Origin of the sequence: Herbiconiux dendrobii (genome assembly GCF_052048175.1) — a bacterium.
Taxonomy (GTDB): domain Bacteria; phylum Actinomycetota; class Actinomycetes; order Actinomycetales; family Microbacteriaceae; genus Herbiconiux.
The window spans coordinates 79,737-100,770 of sequence record NZ_JBLZQV010000009.1; the positions used below are offsets into that span (position 1 = coordinate 79,737).

Consider the following 21,034-nt stretch of genomic DNA (forward strand, 5'->3'; position numbering starts at 1 on the left):
AAAGCGACGTACACGCCGCCGCTTTTCTGCGGTAGCGGCTCGTTGCACGTTGCTGCTTCGGGGGGGGCTGCTGCGCCGTGTTAAGGCAGAACTCCCCAGGTCAGGGACCGGAGTCCTGAGCTGGGGAGATTCGCTTGGGGGGACTGCTAGCGGGTGGGGACCGGGGTTCGGGCGGGGGCCGGCTGCGCCGCGCCGGGGGTGGTGGGAGCCGGGGTGGTGAGCCCCGCATCCGGAGCACCGACCTGGGCCGCGGGCGCGACCGCCGCGTCGGCGTCGGCGGCGATCGGGCGGCGGCGGACGAAGCGCTTGAGCAGCACGACGAGCACGGCCGAGACGATCATGCCGGCGGCGATCGCCAGGAGGAACATGCCGATGTTGCCGATCGCGAAGAAGACGAAGATGCCGCCGTGGGGCGCCTGCGAGGTGACGCCGGTACCCATGACGATCGCGCCGGTGAGGGCGCTTCCGACGATGCCGGCCGGGATCACACGGAGCGGGTCGGCCGCCGCGAACGGGATCGCGCCCTCCGAGATGAAGGCCGCACCGAGGAACCAGGCCGCCTTGCCGTTCTCGCGCTCCGCCGCACTGAAGAGGCGGCGGTCGATCACGGTCGCGAGCGCCAGAGCGAGCGGCGGCACCATGCCTGCGGCCATGACGGCCGCCATGATCTGCCACGGCGCCTGGTTCTCCACGGTACCGGCGGCGAGGCCGGCCACGGCGAAGGCGTAGGCCACCTTGTTGATCGGGCCACCGAGATCCACCGCCATCATGGTGCCGAGGATGACGCCCAGCAGGATCGCCGAGGCGCCCGTGAGCGACGACAGCCAGTCGTTCAGCCCCGTCATCAGCAGGGCGATCGGGCCGCCCAGCACGAGCAGCATGAGTCCGGAGGCGAAGATCGAGCCGAACAGCGGGATGATCACGACCGGCATCAGGCCCCGGATGACGCGCGGCACGCGCAGGCGGCCGATCGCCCAGGCGATGAAACCGGCGAGCAGACCGCCGACGAGGCCACCGAGGAACCCGGCGTTCATCACGAGCGCCACGGCACCGGCCGTGAAGCCGACCGCGATGCCCGGCCGGTCGGCGATCGCATAGGCGATGTAGCCGGCGAGAGCGGGCACCAGGAAGCCCATCGAGGCCGCGCCGATCACGAACGAGACCGCGCCGAGGTAGGTGGCGAGGCCGCCTTCCGGCAGGTTCCAGAGCGAGTTGCCGAGCACGATGTCGGTGGCGCTGGAGTTGATCTGGTAGCCGGCCAGCAGGAAGCCGAGCGCGATCAGCAGGCCACCGCCCGCCACGAACGGGATCATGTAGCTGACGCCCGTGAGCAGGTAGCGCTTGAGCTTGGCGCCGATGTGCTCGTTCGGGGCTCCGTTGCCGGAGCGGTTCGCGCCCGCGGCGTCGCCCGATCCGCTCTCCCCCGCAACCCGGCGGGCGGAGGGGTCGTTCGCCGCGGCCAGCGCCTCGGCGATCATGGCGTCGGGCTCGTCGATGCCGCGCTTCACGGGCGACTGGATGACGGGCTTGCCGGCGAAGCGGCCCTTGTCGCGCACGTCGACGTCGACCGCGAACAGCACGGCGACGGCCCGGTCGATGAGCGACGGATCCAGCGGGTCGGCACCCGAGGATCCCTGCGTCTCGACGTGCAGCTCGGCGCCCGCTCGGGCCGCCGCGGCGACGAGGGAGTCGGCCGCCATGTAGGTGTGCGCGATGCCGGTGGGGCACGCGGTGACGGCCACGAGGATCGGCTTCTCGGCGGGCGACGGAGCCGGGGCCGAAGGGGCGGCCTGAGCGGCGGACGCCGCAGTCGGTGCGATCGGCGCCGCCGGAGCATCCGTCGCCGCAGCGGCAACCGGAGCAGCGTCGGCCGCCGCCGCCGGAGCGGCCGCCTTCGCCGGCGCCCCTCCCGCCAGCGCCCCGTCGACGAGCGCCACGATGGCCTCCGCCGTCGGCGCTTCGCGCAACGCCGCCACGAACTCGGGCTTGATCAGCGAGCGGGCGAGCGTGGAGAGCAGCACGAGGTGCTCCTGGTCGGCGCCGTCGGGAGCGGCGATGAAGAAGATCAGGTCGGCCGGGCCGTCGCCGGCACCGAAGTCGACCGCGGGGCGCGGGCGCGCCATCGCGAGCGTCGGCTCGAGCACGGCCGCCGAGCGGCAGTGCGGGATGGCGAGGCCGCCGGGGATGCCGGTGTCGGTCTTGCTCTCGCGGTCCCAGGCGTCGGCGTAGAGCGCCTCGGCGTCGGTGGCGCGGCCGGTGGCGGTGACGAGTTCGGCCAGGCGGCGGATGACGCCCGACTTCTCGGCGCCGAGATCCTGGTCGAGCACGACCAGTTCCGTGGTGATGAGGGACATGGGAGGGGACTCCTTCGTTATCTCCGCCCGGCGGCGATGCGCGGGCGCTGGCTGACGAGGATCTCGTCGGGGTGGGTGAGCTCGAGGGACGGAACCCGGGAGCCTGGCAGGGAAGCGGCGGCCGCGCCGTGGGCGACGGCCTGGGCGAGACGGCCGGCCGCGTCGTCGCCGCGCTCGGCGGCGAGCAGGTAGCCGGCGAGCGCGCAGTCGCCCGCACCGACCGTGCTGCGCGCCACGATGACGGGAGCGCGGGCGGCGAGCACCTCGTCGCGGCTGACGAGCAGGGCGCCGCGCGAGCCGAGGGTGACCAGCAGCGATCCGAGCGCCGGGGCGAGGTCGAGCAGTTCTTCGGCGACCGCGATCACGGCGTCGTCGTCGGCCTCGAAGGCCGCGGGGGCGAGAGCGGGCACCGCGATGCCGGCCGCGGCGGCGAGCTCGAGCAGCTCTTCGCCGTTCGGCTTGATCAGGGCGATCCGAGCCCCGGATGCCACGGCGGCGGCCAGGGGCGCGCCCGAGCTGTCGACGGCGATCGCCGGCGCCTCGCGGCCCGTGCGAGCGGCCTCCGCCTGCACGGCGGCGGCGATCCGCGCGTAGAGGTCGTCGGGGGCGCCGGGCGGCAGCGACCCGGCGAGCACGAGCCAGGAGGCGTCGGCCGAGCGCTGCACGGCGAGCGCGACCAGCGCATCCGTCGTCGTCTCGTCGACCGGCGCCCCGGGCTCGTTCAGCTTGGTGGTGGTGCCGTCGGGCTCGGTGACGGTGGTGTTCGAGCGGATCGGCGCCGCGACGGGCACGCTCTCCGCCGGGATGCGGGCCGCACCGAGGGCGAGCACCAGCGGATCGTCCGGCGCACCGGGCAGCAGGGCGAGGGTCGGGCATCCGGCCGCGTGGAGTGCTCGCGAGACGTTGACGCCCTTGCCGCCCGGCTCCTGGGTGGAGCGGGCCGCGCGCTGCACCTGGCCGCGCTGCAGCGGGGCGGTGAGGTCGATGGTGCGGTCGAAGGAGGGGTTGACCGTGACGGTGACGATCACGCGACGATCACCTCGACCCCGTCGGCGTCGAGCGCGGCGGAGAGGGTTCCGGCCGGGTCGGCGTCGGAGATGAGGGTGTCGAGGTCCCGCAGCTCGGCGAAGCGGTAGAGCGCCTCGTCGCCGAGCTTGCTCGAGTCGACCAGGGCGACCGTGCGCCGGGCGCTGCGGATCATCGCCGCTTTCACCGAGGCCTCGCGCTCCTCCGGGGTGCTGAGGCCGAACGAGGCGCTGACGCCGTTGGCGCCGAGGAACGCGATGTCGGGCCGCAGATGGGCGAGCTGGTCGATGGCGGCGGCGCCGACGGCCGCGCTCGTGACGCCGCGGACGCTGCCGCCGAGCAGGTGCAGGTCGATCGCGGGGTTGAGGTGCAGCAGGGCGGCGATCGGCACGGAGTTCGTGATGACGATCAGCTGACGGCCGTCGGCCGAGGTCCAGCCGGCCAGGCGCTCGGCGAGCGCACCGGTGGTGGTGCCGCCGTCGAGCAGGACGGAACCGCTGAAGCCCTCGCCGAGCAGCGCGAGCGCGGCGTCGGCGATGGCGAGCTTCGCCTCGCGCGCCCGATCCGTTCGATCGGCGACGCTCGGCTCGGCGATGCTCGTCTTGGTGCTCGCGACCGCTCCGCCGTGGACGCGGCGCAGCACGCCCTCCTTCTCGAGGAGGTCGAGATCGCGGCGCACCGTCTCGGGGGTGACTCCGAGCGACACCGCCAGGTCGGCGACGGTGACCCGGCCGCTGGAGGCGAGGAGGTCGCTGATCTGTTCGTGACGTTCGACGGCGTACATGTCGGTTCGGCCTTCCCGAGGACTCGGCTCTGAATCTGCGCATTTCTGCGTTCGTGTGAGATTAGATCCGTTTGTCTTCGAATGCAAGCGTCAAACGCAGATCCGCGGAAGGACGCGGACGAGGATCACCAGCCCGAGCAGTTCGACGAGCGTCTGTGTCACGACCGCGAGCGGCACGATCGCGAGCGACTCGGGCAGCGCCAGGGCGAGCGGGAGCACGACGAGGGAGTTGCGCGTGACGCCCGAGAGGGTGACGGCCCGGGTGCCGGGAGCATCCAGTCCCGCCAGGCGGCCGGCGCCGATCCCGACCGCCGTCATCACCACCAGGAAGGCCCCGTAGAGGGGGACGAGCCGGAGGAGCGTCGCCGCCTCGGAGCCCACGGCGGCGAGCTGCGAGCCGACCACCACGGCCAGCGTCAGCATCATCAGCGGCACCATCGCGGCGAACGCACCGTTCTCGATCGCGCGGCCGAGCGGATGCCGCCGGGCGATCGCCTGCACCAGGGCGGCGGCGGCCAGCGGCACGACGATGAGCAGGAGGAAGGCCTTGAGGAATGGCGCGGGATCGAACAGGTCGAGCATCCGGGATCCGCCGCCGAACAGCAGGAGGAAGAGGGGGAGCAGCACGATCTGCAGCAGCATCAGCAGGGGTGTCGCGGCGAGCAGCCGAGCCTTCGCCCCGCCGGCCAGCCCGGTGAACACGATCACGTAGTCGATGCAGGGCGCGAGCAGCACCAGCAGCGCTCCCAGCAGCAGCCCGTCATCGTCGGCCACGAAGCGGGTCAGCCCGAACGCCACCAGCGGCGCCACCACGAAGTTGACGACGACGACCGTGCCGAGGAACCGCAGGTCGCGGAACGATCGCAGCACCTCGATCAGCGGAACCGCGAGGAACGTGGCGGCCAGCAGGAGCATCAGCGCCGGGGTGACGACCGCCCCGAGCCCGGGGGCGGCATCCGGAGCGAGCACGCCGAGCAGGCCGCCGAGCGCGATCGCCGCGAGATACAGCGGCACCTGATGCCGCTCCCTCCATACGCCTGCCCGCCCCATCCCCTCAGGTTAGAGACATCCGGCACCCGCCCCGCGCACCCCCCGAATGAGGCACACAGCGGATTCCCAGGAAAATAACGTTTTGGTAACTAGCGCACCGTTACCGGACCGTTATATATTCAAGGAGTCGAAGTTGTTTGCTGTGGCAACGGAGACGGAATGTGATTGCAGGACACTCTTGGTGCAAGGGAGAGGGCCCGTCGTTAGCCTCTACGACGGGCCCTCAATCATTTAACCCGGGCGCACCCGCCCCGCTGATGCTGACCTATTGGCGCCGAGAATCTCGCCTGCTAGGCGCAGGGCACGAGATTGAATACCCGGTCGCTCAGCGAGTTGGGGCCGCCGAGCAGCACGACCTTTGTCGCCCCGATCCGGGCGATGTCGTCGAGCGTCGCCTGAGGCACACAGTTGGTCTGCACGACGTAGAGTGGGCTCCGGTTCTTGCCTGAGATGACGCCGCCGACCAGAGCGTCGGGGTAATTGAGCCCGGTCGCCAGGTAGGCCGTCGTGGCCGTGCCGAACGATGCCTTGTTGATGTTCACCGACGCCTCGAAACGATCGGCGCCACCCACCCGCGTGACCGTAGCGACCGTGCGCAACGACGCCTCCACACCCGTCGATACCGAATTCGGCCCACCGGAGATGACGAGGGTGGTGGTGCCGAGCCTGCCGAAAACACTCAGCGTCTCCGCATCCGCCGCCCCCAGTCCGCCGTTCACCAGCACCACCGGCTCGTCGACGACGGCCGCGGCCCCACCCGACGAGAGGGCGTCGGGATAGTTCGCACCGGTGGCGACGATCGCCTGAGCAGCGGTACCGAACACCGTCGTGGCGACCGCGCGGCTCACCGCGAAGCGATCCGCCCCACCGATCCTCGACACCGTCGCACCCGGCACCAAGGCTTTCAACCCCGCAGCGACCCCCTCGGAGATCGTGTTCGGCCCGCCCACGATCACCACCTTGCTCGGCGCCAACCGCGTCAGAGCCGCCTGCGTCGGGGCCGGTATCGCATCCGCCGTCGTGAGCAGAAGTGCGCCGCCCGCGTGATTCGCGGCCGGAGCCGCGCTCAGCGCATCCGGATAGTTCCCACCCGACGCGATGAACACCGTCGAAGCCCCCGCCGGATGCGTCTGCTCAGCCACCCCCGCAGCAACCTCGAACCGATCCGCCCCACCAATCCGCGACGCACTCGGCCCACCCACCCGAATCCGAACCGTCGCCGGATCGGACGCGCATGCGATGTCCGGGAAGATCGTCAGGCAATAGGTGAACGCGTCTGACCCGACGAAGGTCGTGTCGGGCGTGTAGGTGAATTCACCCGCATTTCCAGGCGTAACCACACCGTGAGCAGGATTGGAGGTACCTGCCCAAAACAGGAGGGAGTGACTGGAATCGTTCGCCAGCACACCGGGTGCCATGACCTCCAGTGGGATACCCTCTGGGGTCGCGTAGTAATCGTCTTGCGCTATCGCTGGAGCCACCGCAATCGTCACGGTCGCAGCATTCGACAGACAGACGTCACCTGGGAGCGCGGCCAGGCAGTACTCGAACGAGTCCACGCCCCCGCGAAAAGTCGGGTCCTGAGGACTGTACGTGTACCTCATGGGACCGGGGGCCGTGCTGATGGACAGTCGCCCGTGGGCCGGTCTCGTCGTGATCGACACATATAGACCTCCCACATTCTGATCGTTTGCGGCCAGGCTGCTCGTCGAGATTTCTAACGGATTACCAAAATCTGTGGCGAGGGAGTCATCGATGGCAATCGCAGAACCTGCGGCATTGGCTGCCTGCGCGCCCACCGTCGTCGTCAGCGTCATAGCGGCCATGGCAAGCACCAGCACAGCGCGCCGGTTACGCTTTGCGAAGGAGCCAATGGTATGCGAATGTGTCATATGACGAATTATACTCACTTTTGGTTCCCGGGCGTAAGTTAGCCTCTCGCCGCTACGGTTGCCGCATGAGCATTGAGACCGTGGGCACAGTGACCATGGGCACAGAGACGCTGTTCGTGGGGGACGTGATCACGGTGGATGCCGCGCGGCCGAGGGCCGAGGCGCTACTGGTGCGCGAGGGGCGGATCGCCGCCGTGGGGACGGTGGAGGAGGTTCGGGCCGCCGTGACGGCGTCCGGCGACGAGCTCGAGGTCGTGGAGCTGGGGGCGCGGGCGCTGCTGCCCGGGTTCGTGGAGGCGCACGGGCATCCCAGCGACACCGCCGTGGTGCTCAGCCATTTCATGGTCGACATCAGGCCCGTCACGCTCGCGACCGCCGACGAGGTGATGCACGCCATCCGCGAGGGGATCGCGACGCACCCGGAGGGCGCCTACTTCAACGGGTGGGACGGCCTGCTGCAGACCGGGCTGAGCGACCCGGGCATCCGGCAGCTGGACGAGATCGGCGGCAGCACGCCGCTGGTCATCCTGCACAACTCCGGGCACGTCGTGTACTTCAACACGGAGGCGGCCCGGAAGGCGGGGATCGACGAGCACACGCCCGATCCGGTGGGCTCGCACTGGGAGAAGGACGCCGACGGCGAGCTCACCGGCAAGGGCTTCGAGGTGGGCACGGTGTTCGCCCTGCTGGGATCGACGCTCGGCGCGGCGGCCCACGAACTGCCGACGCTGCTGGCGGGCTACCTCGGCACGCTGAACGCGGTGGGCATCACGACCGTCAGCGACATGAGCTGGGATCACGCCAAGCAGCCCGCCCTCGACGCCGCGCGCGTGGCCGGCGGCCTGAGTGCGCGACTGCGGCTCTACGAGATGTCCGCGCCCGGGAAGAAGGCCTCGGTGGAGCCGGGCAGCGGCGACGAGCTGGTGCGGCAGGTGGGGGTGAAGACCTGGGCCGACGGATCGCCGTGGGTCGGCAACATCCTGATCTCCTTCCCCTACCTCGACACCGCGGGCACGCGCTCGATCGGGGTCGAGCCCGGGTCGCACGGCTCCGCGAACTACAGTCGCGACCAGCTCGACACCGTGGTGGAGCAGTACTTCCCCGAGGGCTGGCAGCTCGCCTGCCACGTGCACGGCGATCTCGCGGTCGACCGCGTGCTCGACGCCTGGGAGGCCCTGCTCGAGCGGCATCCGCGCGCCGACCACCGGCTGCGGATGGAGCACGTCGGCGCCATGACCCCCGCCCAGTTCGAGCGCGCGGCCGGGCTGGGCGTCACCGCGAGCCTGCTGATCGACCACGTGTACTACTGGGGCGAGGTGCTCGTCGACGAGCTGTTCGGGCCGGAGCACGGCGGCCCGTGGGCGAACGCGCGCGCGGCCCTCGACGCGGGCCTGAGGATCTCGCTGCACAACGACGGCACCGTCACCCCCGCCGAACCGCTGCGCAACATGAGCGTGGCGATGACCCGCACCACGCGCGCCGGCCAGCACATCGAGGGCGCCGACGGCATCACGCTCGACGAGGCCATCCGCGCCCAGACGCTGGATGCCGCCTGGCAGCTGTTCTCCGAACACGAGGTAGGGAGCCTGGAGGTGGGCAAGTTCGCCGATCTGGTGGTGCTCTCGGCCGACCCGTACTCCGTGACCCCGGATGCGCTGCCCTCGTTGACGGTCGAGCAGACCTGGCTGGCGGGCGAGCGGGTCTACCAGCGGCAGGTCGACGCGCGCTGAGCCGACGCGCACCAGGTCGACGCTCCCTGAGAGCGCATCCGGCACCCGCCCGTGTCAGAATGATGCTCACGTTTCAACCGACGACCGCCTGGAGGTGGCATGGCCGAGGTCTCACCCGTGGCGGCCTGGGAATCGCTCTTCCGCGCGCAGGTGACGGTGATGCGCCAGCTCACCGCCGAGTTCCCCACCGACATCGTGTCGCTGAACGAGTACGACGTGATGTTCAACCTCTTCATCCAGCCGAACAAGACCCTGCGCATCCGCGATCTCGGCGAGAAGGTGCTGCTCACCCAGCCCAGCATCAGCCGCCTGGTCGACCGCCTGGTGGCCCGTGGCATCCTCGCGAAGTGCGACGACCCCACCGACGGGCGCGGCACCCTCGTGCACCTCACCGACCAGGGCGTGCAGACCTACCGCAAGGCGGCCGTGCTGCACGCCGAGTCCATCTCCGATCACATGACCGGGCACCTCTCCCCCGCCGAACTGAACGAGCTGGCGCGGCTCTGCGACAAGCTCCGCACGGGAGTCGCCGGCAGATGACCGCTCGGCCGGGTGGCCTGGGTGACGGATGCTCGTCAGCGGGGTGCGGATGCGACGCCTCCCGAGTTGGATGAGAGGGTGAACGACTCCGGCACGACCCCCGCAGGCACGACCCTCGTCTGGTTCCGCGACGATCTGCGGATCCGCGACAACCCCGCACTGCACGACGCCGTCCGGCGCGGCGATCCGATCGTCTGCCTGTACGTGCTCGACGACGAGTCCGAGGGCATCCGGCCGCTCGGCGGCGCGTCGCGCTGGTGGCTGCACGGCTCGCTCGAGGCCCTCGACGCGGAGCTGCGGGCCGTCGGTCTCGACCTCACGCTGCGGCGCGGCAAGGCGGCCGAGGTGCTGCCGGCGGTCGTCGCCGAGGTCGACGCCACCGCCGCCCTGTGGAACCGGCGCTACGGCGAGGCCGAGCGTGCCGTCGACACCGGGCTGAAGTCGTCGCTGCGCGAGGCCGGCCTCGAGGTGGAGAGCTTCCACGGCTCGGTGCTGGTCGAACCCTGGACGATCCTCACCGGGCAGGGCGGCTGGTACAAGGTCTTCACGCCGTTCTGGCGGGCGGTGACGTCGCGGCCGACGCCGCGGCATCCGGTGCCGGCGCCGACCGCCGCCGCCGGGCTGCACCATCGGCAGGTCGCCTCGGACGAGCTCGCCGACTGGGATCTGCTGCCCACCCGCCCCGACTGGGCCGCCGGCCTGCGCGAACGGTGGCAGCCCGGCTCGGAGGGCGCCCACGATCGACTGAACTCGTTCCTGCGCTCCGGCGTCGGCGCCTATGTCGAGGAGCAGGACTTCCCGGCCGAAGACGCCACCTCCGGACTCTCCCCGCACCTGCGGTTCGGCGAGATCAGCCCCTTCGAGGTGTGGCACGCGGTGGAGCGGCACCGCTCGCGAGCGCCGCAGGACGCGCAAGGAGCATCCGCGTACCTCCGCCAGCTGGTGTGGCGGGAGTTCGCGTACCACCTGCTCTACCACCTGCCCTCGATCACCACCGAGAACATGCGGTCCGAGTTCGATCGTTTTCCGTGGGAGAAGCCCTCGCCGGCGACGCTCGAGGCCTGGCAGCAGGGTTGTACCGGCATCCCGCTCGTGGATGCCGGCATGCGCGAGCTGTGGCACACCGGCGTGATGCACAACCGGGTGCGGATGGTGGTGGCCTCGTTCCTGGTGAAGAACCTGCGGGTCGACTGGCGGGTGGGCGAGGCCTGGTTCTGGGACACGCTGGTGGATGCCGACCCCGCGTCGAACGCGCTGAACTGGCAGTGGGTGGCCGGGTCGGGGCCGGATGCGGCGCCGTACTTCCGGGTGTTCAACCCCGAGTTGCAGGCCACGAAGTTCGACCCGCAGCGCCAGTACATCGCGCACTGGGTGCCCGAGGTGGATGATGCTTCGGCCTATCCTGAGCCCCTCGTCGACCTCAAGGAGTCCCGCAAGGCGGCCCTCGACGCCTACGCCACCATCCGCTAGTTCGTCAGTACCCCGCGAAGGCGTCACGGTGGATGCGGCGGGCGCCGGCGTGACGGAACTCGGCCGAGACGTGGTCGACGAAGCCGGGAGGGCCTGAGACGTAGGCGCGGCGGGTGGCGACATCGGGGATCGCGGCCTTCAGGGCATCCGAGCTCAGGCGGCCGGGGCCGAGATACACCCACTCCGGCGGCAGGCCGGCCGGTTCGGTGGGGGCCGAGACGACGACACGGATGCCCGCGGCCAGAAGCTCGGACTGGTACGCCAGCTCGTCGGCGGCCGAGACCGAGTAGACCAGCACCACGTCGGCGGGGCGGGAGCCGCCGCGCGCGCGGTCGGCCAGCTGCGAGACGAAGGGCGTGACCCCGATGCCGCCCGCCGCCAGCACGAGGGGCACCGAGGCATCCGCCGGCAGCAGGAAGTCGCCCGAGATGCCCGTGGCGCGCACCACGGATCCGGGCTCGAGGCCGGCCAGCGCCGTCTTGAACGAGCTCGAGGGCTGCGAGAGCTTGATGCCCACGCTCACCCGCTCGGCCTGCGCGCCCTCCTCCGGCGAGGAGGCGATGCTGAACACGCGGCGGCTCCCGCGCGAGTCGGTGCCCTTGTGCGGCAGCGTCAGCTCGAGGTACTGGCCGGCCCGGAAGCGCAGCGGCGCGAGCGGCTCGAAGTCGAACGACGCCGCCGTGGGCGTGAGATCGCGCACCCCGTGATAGCGCAGACGGATGCTGCGCCGCTGCCCGAAGGCGAAGGCCACGGCATTGCCCACCACGAGGGCGATCTCGGGCGAGGAGTACACCGGCCCGATCTGGAACGGGATGGAGAACAGCACGGCCACGAGCGCGGCCACCCCGAGCTGCTGCCAGCGCCGCGGCGGCAGCGTGAGCGGCTCGCTCAACATGAAGCCGGCGAGGAAGACGATCGGGAACGAGCCGACGGCCAGCCACAGGGCGTCGCCGAAGCCGGTGCCGATCGTCATCATCCGCACGGTGGAGATGGCCGTGGCGAGCAGCACGAAGGTGAGGCCGAGCGCCAGCTTGCGCGTGCGGTAGAGCACGAGGAACGCGCCGACCGCCACGAAGGGCAGCAGCACCGGCGAGGCGACCCACCAGCCCGAGGGATAGAGCGCGGTCACCGACATCACCACGGCCGCGACGGCGACCGGGTTGAACAGATGACGCCCCCGGACGGCCAGCAGGAACTTCGACGCCGAGGCCACGATGCCCGCGACCGCGAGCAGCAGAAGACCCCCCGCGTCTCCCGTGGGGATGAACACGAAGAAGATCAGCAGCCCCGTGATGGCGGCCGACTGCAGGTGCGCCCTCGTGCGGAAGGCGAGCGCGAGCACCCAGCTGGAGACCAGCGTGGCCACGAGCGCGACGGCGAGGCTCAGCACCAGCTGCAGCGGCGTGTAGAAGAGCTGGCCGACCGCGCCGGCGACGATCGCCACCAGGGCGATCACGCCGAGCACGATCACCATCAGGTTGTACATCGTGATGCGGCCGATCAGGGTGTCCAATCGTGCTTTCATGAGAACAGCTCCCCGGGGAAGTCGCGCGAGCGCTCGGCCCGGCCGTCGGCGTACATGCGTACATAGCTGAAGTGGAATGTGTTCGCGAGCCGGTGCGCACCGGTGAAGAACAGAGCGGTGGCCAGCCCGTCGGCGAGGGCCGTGTCGGCGGCCACCACCCAGGTGGCGATCACCTCGCGGGCGGGGTTGCCCGTGCGATGGTCGAGGATGTGGTGCAGCCCGTCACCCCAGGCGCGGCGGTTGCTCGCCGAGGCGCAGAGCGAGGCGTTCGCGAACTCCGCCACCCCGATCGCCTGGCCGGGGCGCAGCGGATGCTCGAGGCCGACGCGGATCGGAACGTCGCCCCGGTGCGCGAGGTCGCCACTGGCGTCCACCACGAACTCACTCAGGCCGTGCTCGCGCAGCACACCCGTGACGAGGTCGACGAGGTAGCCCTTGCCCGCGGCACCGACGTCGATCACGAGCGGACGCTCGGTGACGATCTCGAGGCCGTCACGGCGCACGTCGGCCGGCCAGGAGGGCCGCGGGAGCGCATCCGTCGCCCGGCGATCGTCGGGAGCGACCGGCTGCAGGCTGTACGAGGCGTCGTAGCCGAGCAGCTCGAGCTCGCGGCCGACGAGCGGGTCGAGCGCTCCGCCGGTGGCCTCGACCAGGCGGTCGTAGAGATCGAAGAGCGCGAGCGAGTCGGCCGGGAAGGTGTGCCGCCCGGGCTGCTCGGCGACCCGGCTCACCAGGGAGTCGGCGCGGAAGCGGGAGTAGACGGCGTCGAAGGCGGCGATCCGCTCGAGCGCGCGGTCGCGGATCGCCGGGTCGAGCGCATCCGGGGTCTCGATCTGCCAGTGCGTGCCGATCGCCTCGAAGTCGAAGCGGTGCGGGGTGCGCACCGGAGCATCCGGAACCGTCGTCGCGGTCACGGCCGGCCTCAGGCCGCTTCGGACTTGATCGTCTCGACGGCCTCGTTGAAACCACCGCTGGTGAGGCTCGAGCCGGCCACCCGGGAGACCTCGATCTCGTCGATGTCCTTGCCCACGACGACCTCGGCGATGCCGTCGGCGAACTGGTTCTGGTAGTTGACCGAGTTGGGGTTGGTGGCCTCGGGGGTGACGGTGACGGCCGTGATGATGTCGCCCTCGAGGGTGAGGGAGACGTCGATCTCCTCCTTGCCGTTGGGCGAGGTGTAGGTGCCGGTGGCGTCGTAGGTGCCGTCGGTGTAGGTGCTGGCGGCGGTGTCGTCGGTGCCGCTCGCGCTGCCGTCGGTCGCGGTGGCGCTGCTGCTCGCCGACGGGGTGCCGGCGGCCGTGCTGGGGGTCGTGGTCTCGGTGCTGCCGGTGGTGGCCGCGTCGGAGTCGCTGGCGCAGCCGGCGAGCGCGACCGTGATCGACAGACCGGTCATCGTGGCGAGGGCGAGCTTCTTCTGGCGAGTGATCATGATCTTCCCTGTCGTTGTGGTGGTCCCGCGGGCATCGTGTGCGGTGGGGCGACTGATACGAACACCGTGATCGATGTCGTATCGATCGACACCGTATTGATCGACGCTGGCAGGTCTCTATGACCGGCCGGTGTGCTTCCTATGACCTTGCCGAGGCGCCTCGCGGCGGCCCGGTGGCCTCATCTGGGGTCAACGGGCCGGGGCGCCGAAACGTTCAATCCGATTCGCGATCCGGATTCTCGTGGTGCGCCGAGCGGCCGCCCGGGCGGCCCGAGGAGCGCTGCCGGCGCAGTCGCCGCAGGGTGCTGATGGTGCGCTGCTCGGGCAGGCTCCAGCCGAACCGCACGGCGAGCAGCCGGATCAGCGTGGTGACGATCACGCAGCCGATGCCGGCGACCGTGATGGTCGATCCGCCCGCCGTCGCACTCACCAGGAACACCGCGCCGGCGCCGGCCGCCACCGCGTAGAGCGAGCCGACGTGCATCACACCGATCGGCATCCCGAGCAGGATGTCGCGCAGCATGCCGCCGCCGACGGCCGCGACGATGCCGATCATCACCGCCGGCACCACCGGGAGCCCGAGGGAGAGCGCCTTGCTCGCGCCGATGGCGCAGAACAGGCCGAGGCTCACGGCGTCGAGCACGGTGATGGTGACGTTCAGACGGCTCAGCAGGCGCTCGAGCAGCATGCCGAGCAGGGCCGCGACGATGGCGATCGGGATGAACCAGTTGGTCTCCAGCGCGGCGGGCACCTGGTTCAGCAGCACGTCGCGCAGGATGCCGCCGCCCAGCCCGGTGACGACGCCGATCAGGCCCACGCCGAGCAGGTCGAGCCGGCGATCCTTGAACTGGGCCGCGAACATGGCGCCCTGCACGCTGCCGAGACCGGTCGCCGCGAGGTCGAGCCAGAACGGCGTGACGAACTGTTCGGCGACCATGCACCAAGTCTTATCACGGCGGCCGCGGGCCACGCTCACGCGGCCGGCGGGTTCAGTCGCGACGGGAGAGGAGGTAGGCGTTGATCTCGGCGGTGAGGGCGGGGTCGTAGGGCAGCGGATGCGCGTCGAGGTGCGTGATGCCCACCGCGAGGCGCACGCTGGAGACGAACCAGGCGCCGTCGGAGGCGCGCACCTCGTCGAGGGTGAGCGGCCGGTAGAGCGTCTCGAAGCGGCGGGTGCCCGCCCCCGCCCCGGTCGCGAAGTCGAAGACGGCGCGCTGAGTGGTGCCGTGCAGGATGCCGATCGCGGGATCCGGAGTGACGAGGGTGTCGCCCCGACGCACGATCAGGTTCGAGGTGGTGCCCTCGAGCGCGTAGCCGTCGCTGGTGACGAAGAGCGCGTCGTCGGCCCCGCGCCGTCGCGCCTCGCGACCGGCGGCGAGGTTGGTGGCGTACGACAGCGTCTTGGCGCCGAGCAGCAGCCACGGGGCATCCTGGGCCGCCGTGCTCGAGAAGCCGCGATCGAGGGTGGCGAGCCGCATCCCGTCGCGGCGGAGCGCCTCGGCGTCGGCGCTCGGCGACAGCACGATCCAGGATCGCGGCTGCCCCGCATCCGCCGCCCGGCCGCGCGTGACCACGAGCTTCAGGAAGTGCTCGCCGTCGTGCGGCGCCTGGGCGGCGACCTCGGTGACGATCCGCGCGAGGGCGCCGAGGTCGGCGGGCGCGATGTCGAGCTGGGCGAGGGATCCGGCGAGCCGGTCCAGGTGCGGGCGCAGGGCCTGGGCACGGCCGCCGATCACGCCGAAGGTCTCGAACACGCCGTCGCCGCGCTCGGCCGAGCTGTCCAGCGCCGACACGACCGGGTCGGCCACGGGCACCGAGCGCAGCGCTGCACCGCCAGACGCCGCCCCCGATGTCGGCGAGATCCCGACGGCCGGGCTCCCGGCCTCGTGCGTCGGGTAGTCGAACAGGTAGGTCAGCGCGTCCATCTCTCCATCATCCCAAGCTCCCGCGCCGCCGGCTGCCATGCGCCGCGCGTCGATTGCGGTCAGCGGATGCAGAGATTCCGGGGAGTGGCGGCCTATTCAGGGTCGGTCACCGAAATATCTGCATCCGCTGACGTACCCCGGCCGGCGCCCTCAGCGGAAGGCGAGGATCTCGGGGCCCCAGGCCTCGCGGATGTCGGCGTCGGGGTCGTGCTCGATGCGGTCGTCGCGGTCGATGATGAGGGTGCTGCGGCTCGACTCGTCGTAGCGGGGCCAGGACGGGGCGTCGGCAAGGGGCGAGGCCGGGGTGCCCGCCGCATCCAGACCCGCCGCATCCGGGACGACATCCGCATCGGGCACGCCGGCCGCATCCGCCGTCAGCGTGGCATCCGGATCGCCCGACCGCGCGAAGGCCAGCCAGCGCGCCTGCATGCGCTCCGACACCCGGAGCGCCTCGGTACGACCCCCGAGACCGAACACGATGTCCTTGCCGCGGGGTGCGAACGAGCCGAACACGTAGGCGAGCTCGGCCGCGTGGGTGGCGCCGATGCCCGAGACGCGCAGCAGCGGGGTGGCGTGGTCGAAGCGGTACATCCAGGTGGGGGCGAAGCGGCTGTGCGCCTCGGCGAGCCAGATGGAGGGCATCCGGAAGCCGGCGTCGCGCGACACCTCGGCGGGCGTGCGGCGGCGCGGATAGGCCGGGTAGGCGCCGGTGATGCGGGCGCCGGCCCCTTCGAACTCGGGGCGGTCGGCCGCGATCTCGGCGAACATCTGCTCGACCTTCTCGCCCGTGATGGGCAAGAGCGGCGAGCGCATCAGCTTGAAGAACGACGACTCGTCGTGGTTGGTGCCGATGATCAGCGGGATGCGCGGCGCCCGCCCCTCGCGGAACACCGTCAGCGGGTACTCGGGCAGCACGTCGTCGCCCTGCATCGGCGCCATGGCGAGGGTTCCGGGCACCTTGCCCGAGACCTCGTGCACGAGCTCGGCACCGGCGGCCACCAGGTCGAAGGCGTCGAGCTCGCGCAGGCGGCGCGATTCGCCGGGGGCGATGCCCACGATCTCGAGGAAGCGCTCGGCCACGGCCTTCGCGCGCTGGCGCCCGTAGACGGAGGTGACCGGGGCGCTCTGTGCGATCGCCCGGTGGAACAGCCCCTCGGGCAGCGGCGAGGCCATCAGGGCGACGACGGATGCTCCTCCCGCCGACTCGCCGAACAGCGTCACGTCGTCGGGGTCGCCGCCGAACGCCGCGATGTTCTCGCGCACCCACTGCAGGGCGAAGATCTGGTCGCGGAGGCCGAGGTTGGAGTCGAAGCCGTGGCTGAAGCCGGCTCCGGTGGCGGTGCCGTCGTCGGCGAGGCTCGAGAAGTCGACGAAGCCGAGCACGCCGAGCCGGTAGTTNCTGCAGGGCGAAGATCTGGTCGCGGAGGCCGAGGTTGGAGTCGAAGCCGTGGCTGAAGCCGGCTCCGGTGGCGGTGCCGTCGTCGGCGAGGCTCGAGAAGTCGACGAAGCCGAGCACGCCGAGCCGGTAGTTCACGGTCACGACCACCACGTCGCCGTTCGCGGCCAGGTGGCGGCCGTCGTAGTAGCGCTGCGCGGTGGAGCCCTGGAAGTAGCCGCCGCCGTGGATCCAGACCAGCACGGGCTTGCCGCGGCCCGGGGTCGTGTCGCGCGGTGCCCAGATGTTGAGGGTGAGGCAGTCCTCGGCGATCGAGACGCCGGGCACGACCTCCATCGACTTCAGCACGCGCTGCGGGGCCATCGGGCCGAAGTGCGTCGCGTCGCGCAGCTCGTGCCACGGCTCGACCCGAGCCGGGCGCCGGAAGCGCCGCTCCCCGACCGGGGGCGCCGCGAACGGCACGCCCTTCCAGCTCACCACCGCGCCCTCGCGGGCACCGCGCACGGCCCCCGCGCTGGTCTGGCGGATGAGGGATCCCGCCCCGCCACCCGTCGTCATGCCCGAAATGCTACTCGCGCATCCTGCACCTTCGCCCAGCACGCGCCCCGCACGGTCAGCCGCGCGAGGTGCGTGGGAGGGTGGGGAGGTCGGTGACCGCGGGGCCCTCGAGACGGGTGCCGTCGGCGGCGAAGCGGGAGGCGTGCAGAGGGCAGTCCCAGCTCAGGGCGTCGTCGTTCCACCGCAGCACCCCGCCGAGGTGCGGGCAGACCGCCGAGACCGCTCGGGTCTCCCCGTCGACCGTCGAGATGCCGACCGGCGCCCCGGCGCGGTTGGCGACGACGCCGCAGCCCTCCGCGGGGCGTGGCACGGGCACGTCGGTGCGCTCGGCGGCGGCCCAGCCCGTGACGGCTTCACGCCCCACGGCGGCTCCCGCGAGCGCCCCGCGGCCGATGTCGGCCGGGATCGTCACGCGCGTACCGATCACCTGGTGCCAACGGCGGCGCTCCGCCCGCGACTCCCCCGAGATCTCCGAGGTGAGCCGGATGGCCGCGGCCACACCGTTGGTGAGCCCCCACTTGGCGAATCCGGTGGCGAGGTAGACGCGCCCCCGCCCGCGCGGCATCGCACCCACGAAGGGGATGAGGTTGTGCGACTCGTAGTCCTGAGCCGACCAGCTGTGGGTGAGCGTGGCCCCGGGGTACAGGGCATCCGTCCACTCCTCGAGCTCGCGCACGCGCTGATGCTCCGAGCGCTCCCCCGCGCGGCCGACCTCGTGGCCGTTGCCGCCCACCACGAGCAGCTCGGAGTCGCCGCGCGGGGCGGTGCGCACCGATCGCGAGTGCTCGCCGTCGCCCACGGAGAGGAACATCCCGCCGTGCAGCGGCGTCGCATCCGGGACCTCGAACGACAGCGCGTACGACCGCATCGCATGGGTCTTCGCGAAGGTGAGCCCGCGGTCGAGGATGGGCGTGGCGGTGGCGAGCACGACGGCGTGCCCGCGAACCTCTCCGAGGGCGGTGCGCACCCGAGCGGGGTCCGAGGCCTTCACCCCGGTCACCCGCGCCCCGGTGTGGATGACCCCGCCGGCGGAGAGGAAGGCGCGGGCCAGTGCATCCAGGGCGTCCATCGGATCGAACTGCGCCTGCTCGGCCAGCGCCACCCCGAACGCGAACGGGAACGGCACGTCGACCTGGTCCCCGTCGACGAGCGTCACCGGCAGCCCGGCGTCGCGGGCGGCCCGGTACTCCTCTTCCACGGCGGCAGCGGCATCCGGATGCTGCGCGTAGCTGTAAGCCGTGTGCCGCTGCACCGGCACGCCCGCGCGCTCGCAGAACGCGAGCAGCCACTCCTGCCCGTCGCGATTCGAGTCGACGTAGGCGCGCAGCAGCCGACGGGAATGGTGCGAACGGATGCTCGACAGCCGCGAGCCCTGCAGCAGGGAGATCTTGCCGGTGGTGTTGCCGCTGGCGAGCGCACCGATGCCGCGGGCCTCGAGCACGACGACCTTGTGGCCGGTCTCGGCGAGCATCAGCGCGGTGCTGAGGCCCGTGATGCCGGCGCCGACCACCACCACGTCGTAGAGCCGATCGGCGAGGAAGGGCTGGGTGATGAAGGACGGGCGCCCGTCGAGCCAGAGCGAGCCGGTGGGGCGGAGCGGGCCGGTGGAACTGCGGGAGGACATGGGCCCAGTAGACACCCGGATACGCCGGAGCGGCAGGGATCGCCTCGATGCCCTGCGGGTCGCCATCCACCCCGGATCGTGCCTACGGTTAGGAGGCGGGCATCCTGATGCGGGATGGGCCCATCACGAACGAGAAAGAGGGCGAGCATGAGCGAGCTGAGCGACCGGATCGACGAGCCCGGCGAGGCGGACGACTTCGCCCGGACGGCCGACGACCTCGAGTCCGTCGACCCCGAGGGCGCCGAGGACATCGACGCGCTCGAAGACGAGGAAGGCGTCGACGAGAAGGTCGATCCCGTCTTCGACGACGACGAAGAGGTGCTGCACGACAACCTCGGCTACGAGGAGTAGGCGGCCGCTCAGGGAACCACAGGGGCGGCGCCCGGTGTCTCCGGCTCGCCGCCGGAGCCCTGGGTGCCCTGGGCTCGCTGTGCCTCCTGCGCCGCCCGGATCGCGGCACGGCCGGAGGGCAGCAGCACCGCCACCACGATCACGAGGATGGTCGCGATGCCGGCCAGTACGAGAAGGGTCTGCACCGTCACCACGTCGGCGAGCGGGCCGAACACGAGCATCCCCACCGGCGTGGCCAGCGCCATCACGATGCTGACGTAGCTGAACACGCGCCCCTGCATCTCCGGCTGCACCGTCTCTTGCACGAGCGTCATGAACGGCGCCGAGAACAGCGGCACGAGCATCCCGAACGCGAACATGAAGGCGTAGAACACGACCAGGTTCGTGCTGAGCCCGAGACCGATGGTGAACACCGCGAAACCGAAGCTCGCCACCAGGATGAGGCCGATGCGGCTGCGCTTGGCGAGCACGGTCGACACCAGCACACCGCCGAGCAGCATGCCCACACTGAACGCGATCTCGAGCACCGTGACCATCCACACCTCGGGCCCGAAGGTGCGCGCCACCATGAGCGGTGTGATGAACGAAGGCGCCACGGTGAGCAGGAACAGGATGGCGAACACGAGCAGCAGCCAGCGCACCACCTGCTGGCGGGCGATGTAGCGCATGCCCTCCACGAGGTCTTGCCGATAGCTGGTGGCCTTCTCCGCGACGCGGGCGAGCGTCGGCACGGCGACGAAGGCGAGCATCAGGATGCCGATGCCGGCCGTCACCACGTCGATGAAGAACACCGGCACGATGCCGAAGGCGCCGAACACCACCCCGGCCGCAGCGGGCGCGAGCAGCGCCATGGCCGACTGGATGCTCTGGAAGATGCCGTTCACCCGCATCAGCTGCTCGGGCGGAGCGATCTGAGGGATCATCGCCTGCACCGCCGGCGTCTGGAACCCCGCGCCGACCGAGCGCACGCCCACGGCGAGCAGGATGATCCACAGATCGGTGACGCCGTTCAGCATCAGCAGGGCGAGCACGAGCGTGACGGCGGCGATCGTGCCGTCGGAGAGCATCACGAGCACGCGCCGGTTCATGCGGTCGGCGAGCACCCCGCCGAAGATCGACACGATCCCCTGCGGCAGGAACGCGGCCACGGCGTAGAGCGCCACCATGAGACCCGACCGGGTCTCGAAGGTGACGTACCACATCACCGCGTACTGCACGATCATCGACCCGAACAGCGACACCGTCTGCCCGCCGAGGAACAGCCCCACGTTCCGCCGCCAGTGCGCGGGCGCGCCCGCCGACGCCCCGCTCACCGTCACCCCGCTCTCCGACATGTGAACAGCGTACACATGACCCCCGACAGCGGGCAGTCGAGGTGGG

17 protein-coding genes and 1 pseudogene are annotated in these 21,034 nt (G+C 71.2%); 4 read left to right on the top strand and 14 right to left on the bottom strand.

The genetic code is table 11. The annotated features are described in order from the left end of the window. Positions 1–146: 146 nt before the first annotated feature. The 5 genes from ACN4JJ_RS19710 to ACN4JJ_RS19730 form a co-directional block, all read right to left on the bottom strand. Positions 147–2,354: a PTS fructose transporter subunit IIABC gene (locus tag ACN4JJ_RS19710; protein ID WP_440711604.1), complete on the bottom strand. Its 2,208-nt coding sequence runs from the start codon at positions 2,352–2,354 to the stop codon at positions 147–149. Positions 2,355–2,371: 17 nt separating this feature from the next. Next, a complete protein-coding gene (locus ACN4JJ_RS19715; RefSeq protein ID WP_440711605.1) occupies positions 2,372–3,382 on the bottom strand; it encodes a 1-phosphofructokinase family hexose kinase in 1,011 nt (336 codons plus the stop codon). Then, entirely contained in the window at positions 3,379–4,164 is a 786-nt protein-coding gene (locus tag ACN4JJ_RS19720) for a DeoR/GlpR family DNA-binding transcription regulator (protein WP_440711606.1), read from the bottom strand. Before ACN4JJ_RS19720 ends, ACN4JJ_RS19715 begins: the two co-directional genes overlap by 4 nt. Before the next feature lie 90 nt (positions 4,165–4,254). Continuing rightward, positions 4,255–5,214 carry an arsenic resistance protein gene (locus ACN4JJ_RS19725; protein ID WP_440711607.1) on the bottom strand — a complete coding sequence of 320 codons (960 nt, stop codon included), beginning with the start codon at positions 5,212–5,214 and terminating at the stop codon, positions 4,255–4,257. A 290-nt stretch (positions 5,215–5,504) separates the two neighbouring features. Further along, positions 5,505–7,106 (bottom strand): cell wall-binding repeat-containing protein, encoded by a 1,602-nt coding sequence (locus ACN4JJ_RS19730; RefSeq protein WP_440711608.1) that lies wholly within the window; start codon positions 7,104–7,106, stop codon positions 5,505–5,507. 65 nt (positions 7,107–7,171) lie between these two features. On the opposite strand from ACN4JJ_RS19730, the gene ACN4JJ_RS19735 reads away from it, so the two are divergent. The 3 genes from ACN4JJ_RS19735 (at position 7,172) to ACN4JJ_RS19745 (ending at position 10,846) form a co-directional block, all read left to right on the top strand. Continuing rightward, entirely contained in the window at positions 7,172–8,836 is a 1,665-nt protein-coding gene (locus tag ACN4JJ_RS19735; RefSeq protein ID WP_440711609.1) for an amidohydrolase, read from the top strand. A 99-nt stretch (positions 8,837–8,935) separates the two neighbouring features. Next, positions 8,936–9,376, top strand: coding sequence for a MarR family winged helix-turn-helix transcriptional regulator (locus ACN4JJ_RS19740; protein WP_440711610.1), 441 nt, complete (start codon positions 8,936–8,938; stop codon positions 9,374–9,376). 78 nt (positions 9,377–9,454) lie between these two features. After that, positions 9,455–10,846 carry a cryptochrome/photolyase family protein gene (locus ACN4JJ_RS19745; RefSeq protein WP_440711611.1) on the top strand — a complete coding sequence of 464 codons (1,392 nt, stop codon included), beginning with the start codon at positions 9,455–9,457 and terminating at the stop codon, positions 10,844–10,846. Between the two features lie 4 nt (positions 10,847–10,850). On the opposite strand, the gene ACN4JJ_RS19750 is transcribed toward ACN4JJ_RS19745, so the two are convergent. From ACN4JJ_RS19750 to ACN4JJ_RS19785, 8 genes and pseudogenes are all read right to left on the bottom strand, one after another. Beyond that, positions 10,851–12,371 carry an FAD-dependent oxidoreductase gene (locus ACN4JJ_RS19750; protein ID WP_440711612.1) on the bottom strand — a complete coding sequence of 507 codons (1,521 nt, stop codon included), beginning with the start codon at positions 12,369–12,371 and terminating at the stop codon, positions 10,851–10,853. Further along, positions 12,368–13,285: an FAD:protein FMN transferase gene (locus ACN4JJ_RS19755; RefSeq protein WP_440711613.1), complete on the bottom strand. Its 918-nt coding sequence runs from the start codon at positions 13,283–13,285 to the stop codon at positions 12,368–12,370. The genes ACN4JJ_RS19750 and ACN4JJ_RS19755 overlap by 4 nt, the downstream gene beginning before the upstream one ends. An 8-nt stretch (positions 13,286–13,293) precedes the next feature. Then, the gene (locus tag ACN4JJ_RS19760) at positions 13,294–13,800 is read right to left on the bottom strand and encodes an FMN-binding protein (RefSeq protein ID WP_440711614.1); all 507 of its coding nucleotides are present in this window, start codon (positions 13,798–13,800) and stop codon (positions 13,294–13,296) included. 214 nt (positions 13,801–14,014) lie between these two features. After that, on the bottom strand, positions 14,015–14,737 hold the full coding sequence (locus ACN4JJ_RS19765) for a trimeric intracellular cation channel family protein (RefSeq protein WP_440711615.1): 723 nt from the start codon (positions 14,735–14,737) through the stop codon (positions 14,015–14,017). 52 nt (positions 14,738–14,789) lie between these two features. Next, positions 14,790–15,725, bottom strand: a complete 936-nt coding sequence (locus ACN4JJ_RS19770) for an aminotransferase class IV (protein WP_440711616.1) — start codon at positions 15,723–15,725, stop codon at positions 14,790–14,792. Positions 15,726–15,875: 150 nt separating this feature from the next. Beyond that, positions 15,876–17,108 (bottom strand): carboxylesterase/lipase family protein, encoded by a 1,233-nt coding sequence (locus tag ACN4JJ_RS19775; protein WP_440711617.1) that lies wholly within the window; start codon positions 17,106–17,108, stop codon positions 15,876–15,878. A 28-nt stretch (positions 17,109–17,136) separates the two neighbouring features. After that, positions 17,137–17,679, bottom strand: a pseudogene (locus ACN4JJ_RS19780) (carboxylesterase family protein); the annotation flags it as partial. A gap of 55 nt (positions 17,680–17,734) precedes the next feature. Continuing rightward, positions 17,735–19,303: an FAD-dependent oxidoreductase gene (locus ACN4JJ_RS19785; protein WP_440711618.1), complete on the bottom strand. Its 1,569-nt coding sequence runs from the start codon at positions 19,301–19,303 to the stop codon at positions 17,735–17,737. A gap of 147 nt (positions 19,304–19,450) precedes the next feature. Between ACN4JJ_RS19785 and ACN4JJ_RS19790 the strand changes: the two genes are divergently transcribed. Beyond that, on the top strand, positions 19,451–19,654 hold the full coding sequence (locus ACN4JJ_RS19790; protein WP_440711619.1) for a hypothetical protein: 204 nt from the start codon (positions 19,451–19,453) through the stop codon (positions 19,652–19,654). An 8-nt stretch (positions 19,655–19,662) separates the two neighbouring features. On the opposite strand, the gene ACN4JJ_RS19795 is transcribed toward ACN4JJ_RS19790, so the two are convergent. Next, complete coding sequence (locus ACN4JJ_RS19795; protein WP_440711620.1) at positions 19,663–20,988, bottom strand: MFS transporter; 1,326 nt, start codon at positions 20,986–20,988, stop codon at positions 19,663–19,665. Positions 20,989–21,034 lie beyond the last annotated feature (46 nt).

Excerpts from the sequence above, each read along its gene's own strand:
- ACN4JJ_RS19770 (WP_440711616.1), bottom strand. The coding sequence starts at position 15,725 with ATGGACGCGCTGACCTACCTGTTCGACTACCCGACGCACGAGGCCGGG.
- ACN4JJ_RS19765 (WP_440711615.1), bottom strand. The coding sequence starts at position 14,737 with ATGGTCGCCGAACAGTTCGTCACGCCGTTCTGGCTCGACCTCGCGGCG.
- ACN4JJ_RS19720 (WP_440711606.1), bottom strand. The coding sequence starts at position 4,164 with ATGTACGCCGTCGAACGTCACGAACAGATCAGCGACCTCCTCGCCTCC.
- ACN4JJ_RS19710 (WP_440711604.1), bottom strand. The coding sequence starts at position 2,354 with ATGTCCCTCATCACCACGGAACTGGTCGTGCTCGACCAGGATCTCGGC.
- ACN4JJ_RS19730 (WP_440711608.1), bottom strand. The coding sequence starts at position 7,106 with ATGACACATTCGCATACCATTGGCTCCTTCGCAAAGCGTAACCGGCGC.
- ACN4JJ_RS19750 (WP_440711612.1), bottom strand. The coding sequence starts at position 12,371 with ATGAAAGCACGATTGGACACCCTGATCGGCCGCATCACGATGTACAAC.
- ACN4JJ_RS19795 (WP_440711620.1), bottom strand. The coding sequence starts at position 20,988 with ATGTCGGAGAGCGGGGTGACGGTGAGCGGGGCGTCGGCGGGCGCGCCC.
- ACN4JJ_RS19735 (WP_440711609.1), top strand. The coding sequence starts at position 7,172 with ATGAGCATTGAGACCGTGGGCACAGTGACCATGGGCACAGAGACGCTG.
- ACN4JJ_RS19760 (WP_440711614.1), bottom strand. The coding sequence starts at position 13,800 with ATGATCACTCGCCAGAAGAAGCTCGCCCTCGCCACGATGACCGGTCTG.
- ACN4JJ_RS19740 (WP_440711610.1), top strand. The coding sequence starts at position 8,936 with ATGGCCGAGGTCTCACCCGTGGCGGCCTGGGAATCGCTCTTCCGCGCG.
- ACN4JJ_RS19725 (WP_440711607.1), bottom strand. The coding sequence starts at position 5,214 with ATGGGGCGGGCAGGCGTATGGAGGGAGCGGCATCAGGTGCCGCTGTAT.
- ACN4JJ_RS19785 (WP_440711618.1), bottom strand. The coding sequence starts at position 19,303 with ATGTCCTCCCGCAGTTCCACCGGCCCGCTCCGCCCCACCGGCTCGCTC.
- ACN4JJ_RS19790 (WP_440711619.1), top strand. The coding sequence starts at position 19,451 with ATGAGCGAGCTGAGCGACCGGATCGACGAGCCCGGCGAGGCGGACGAC.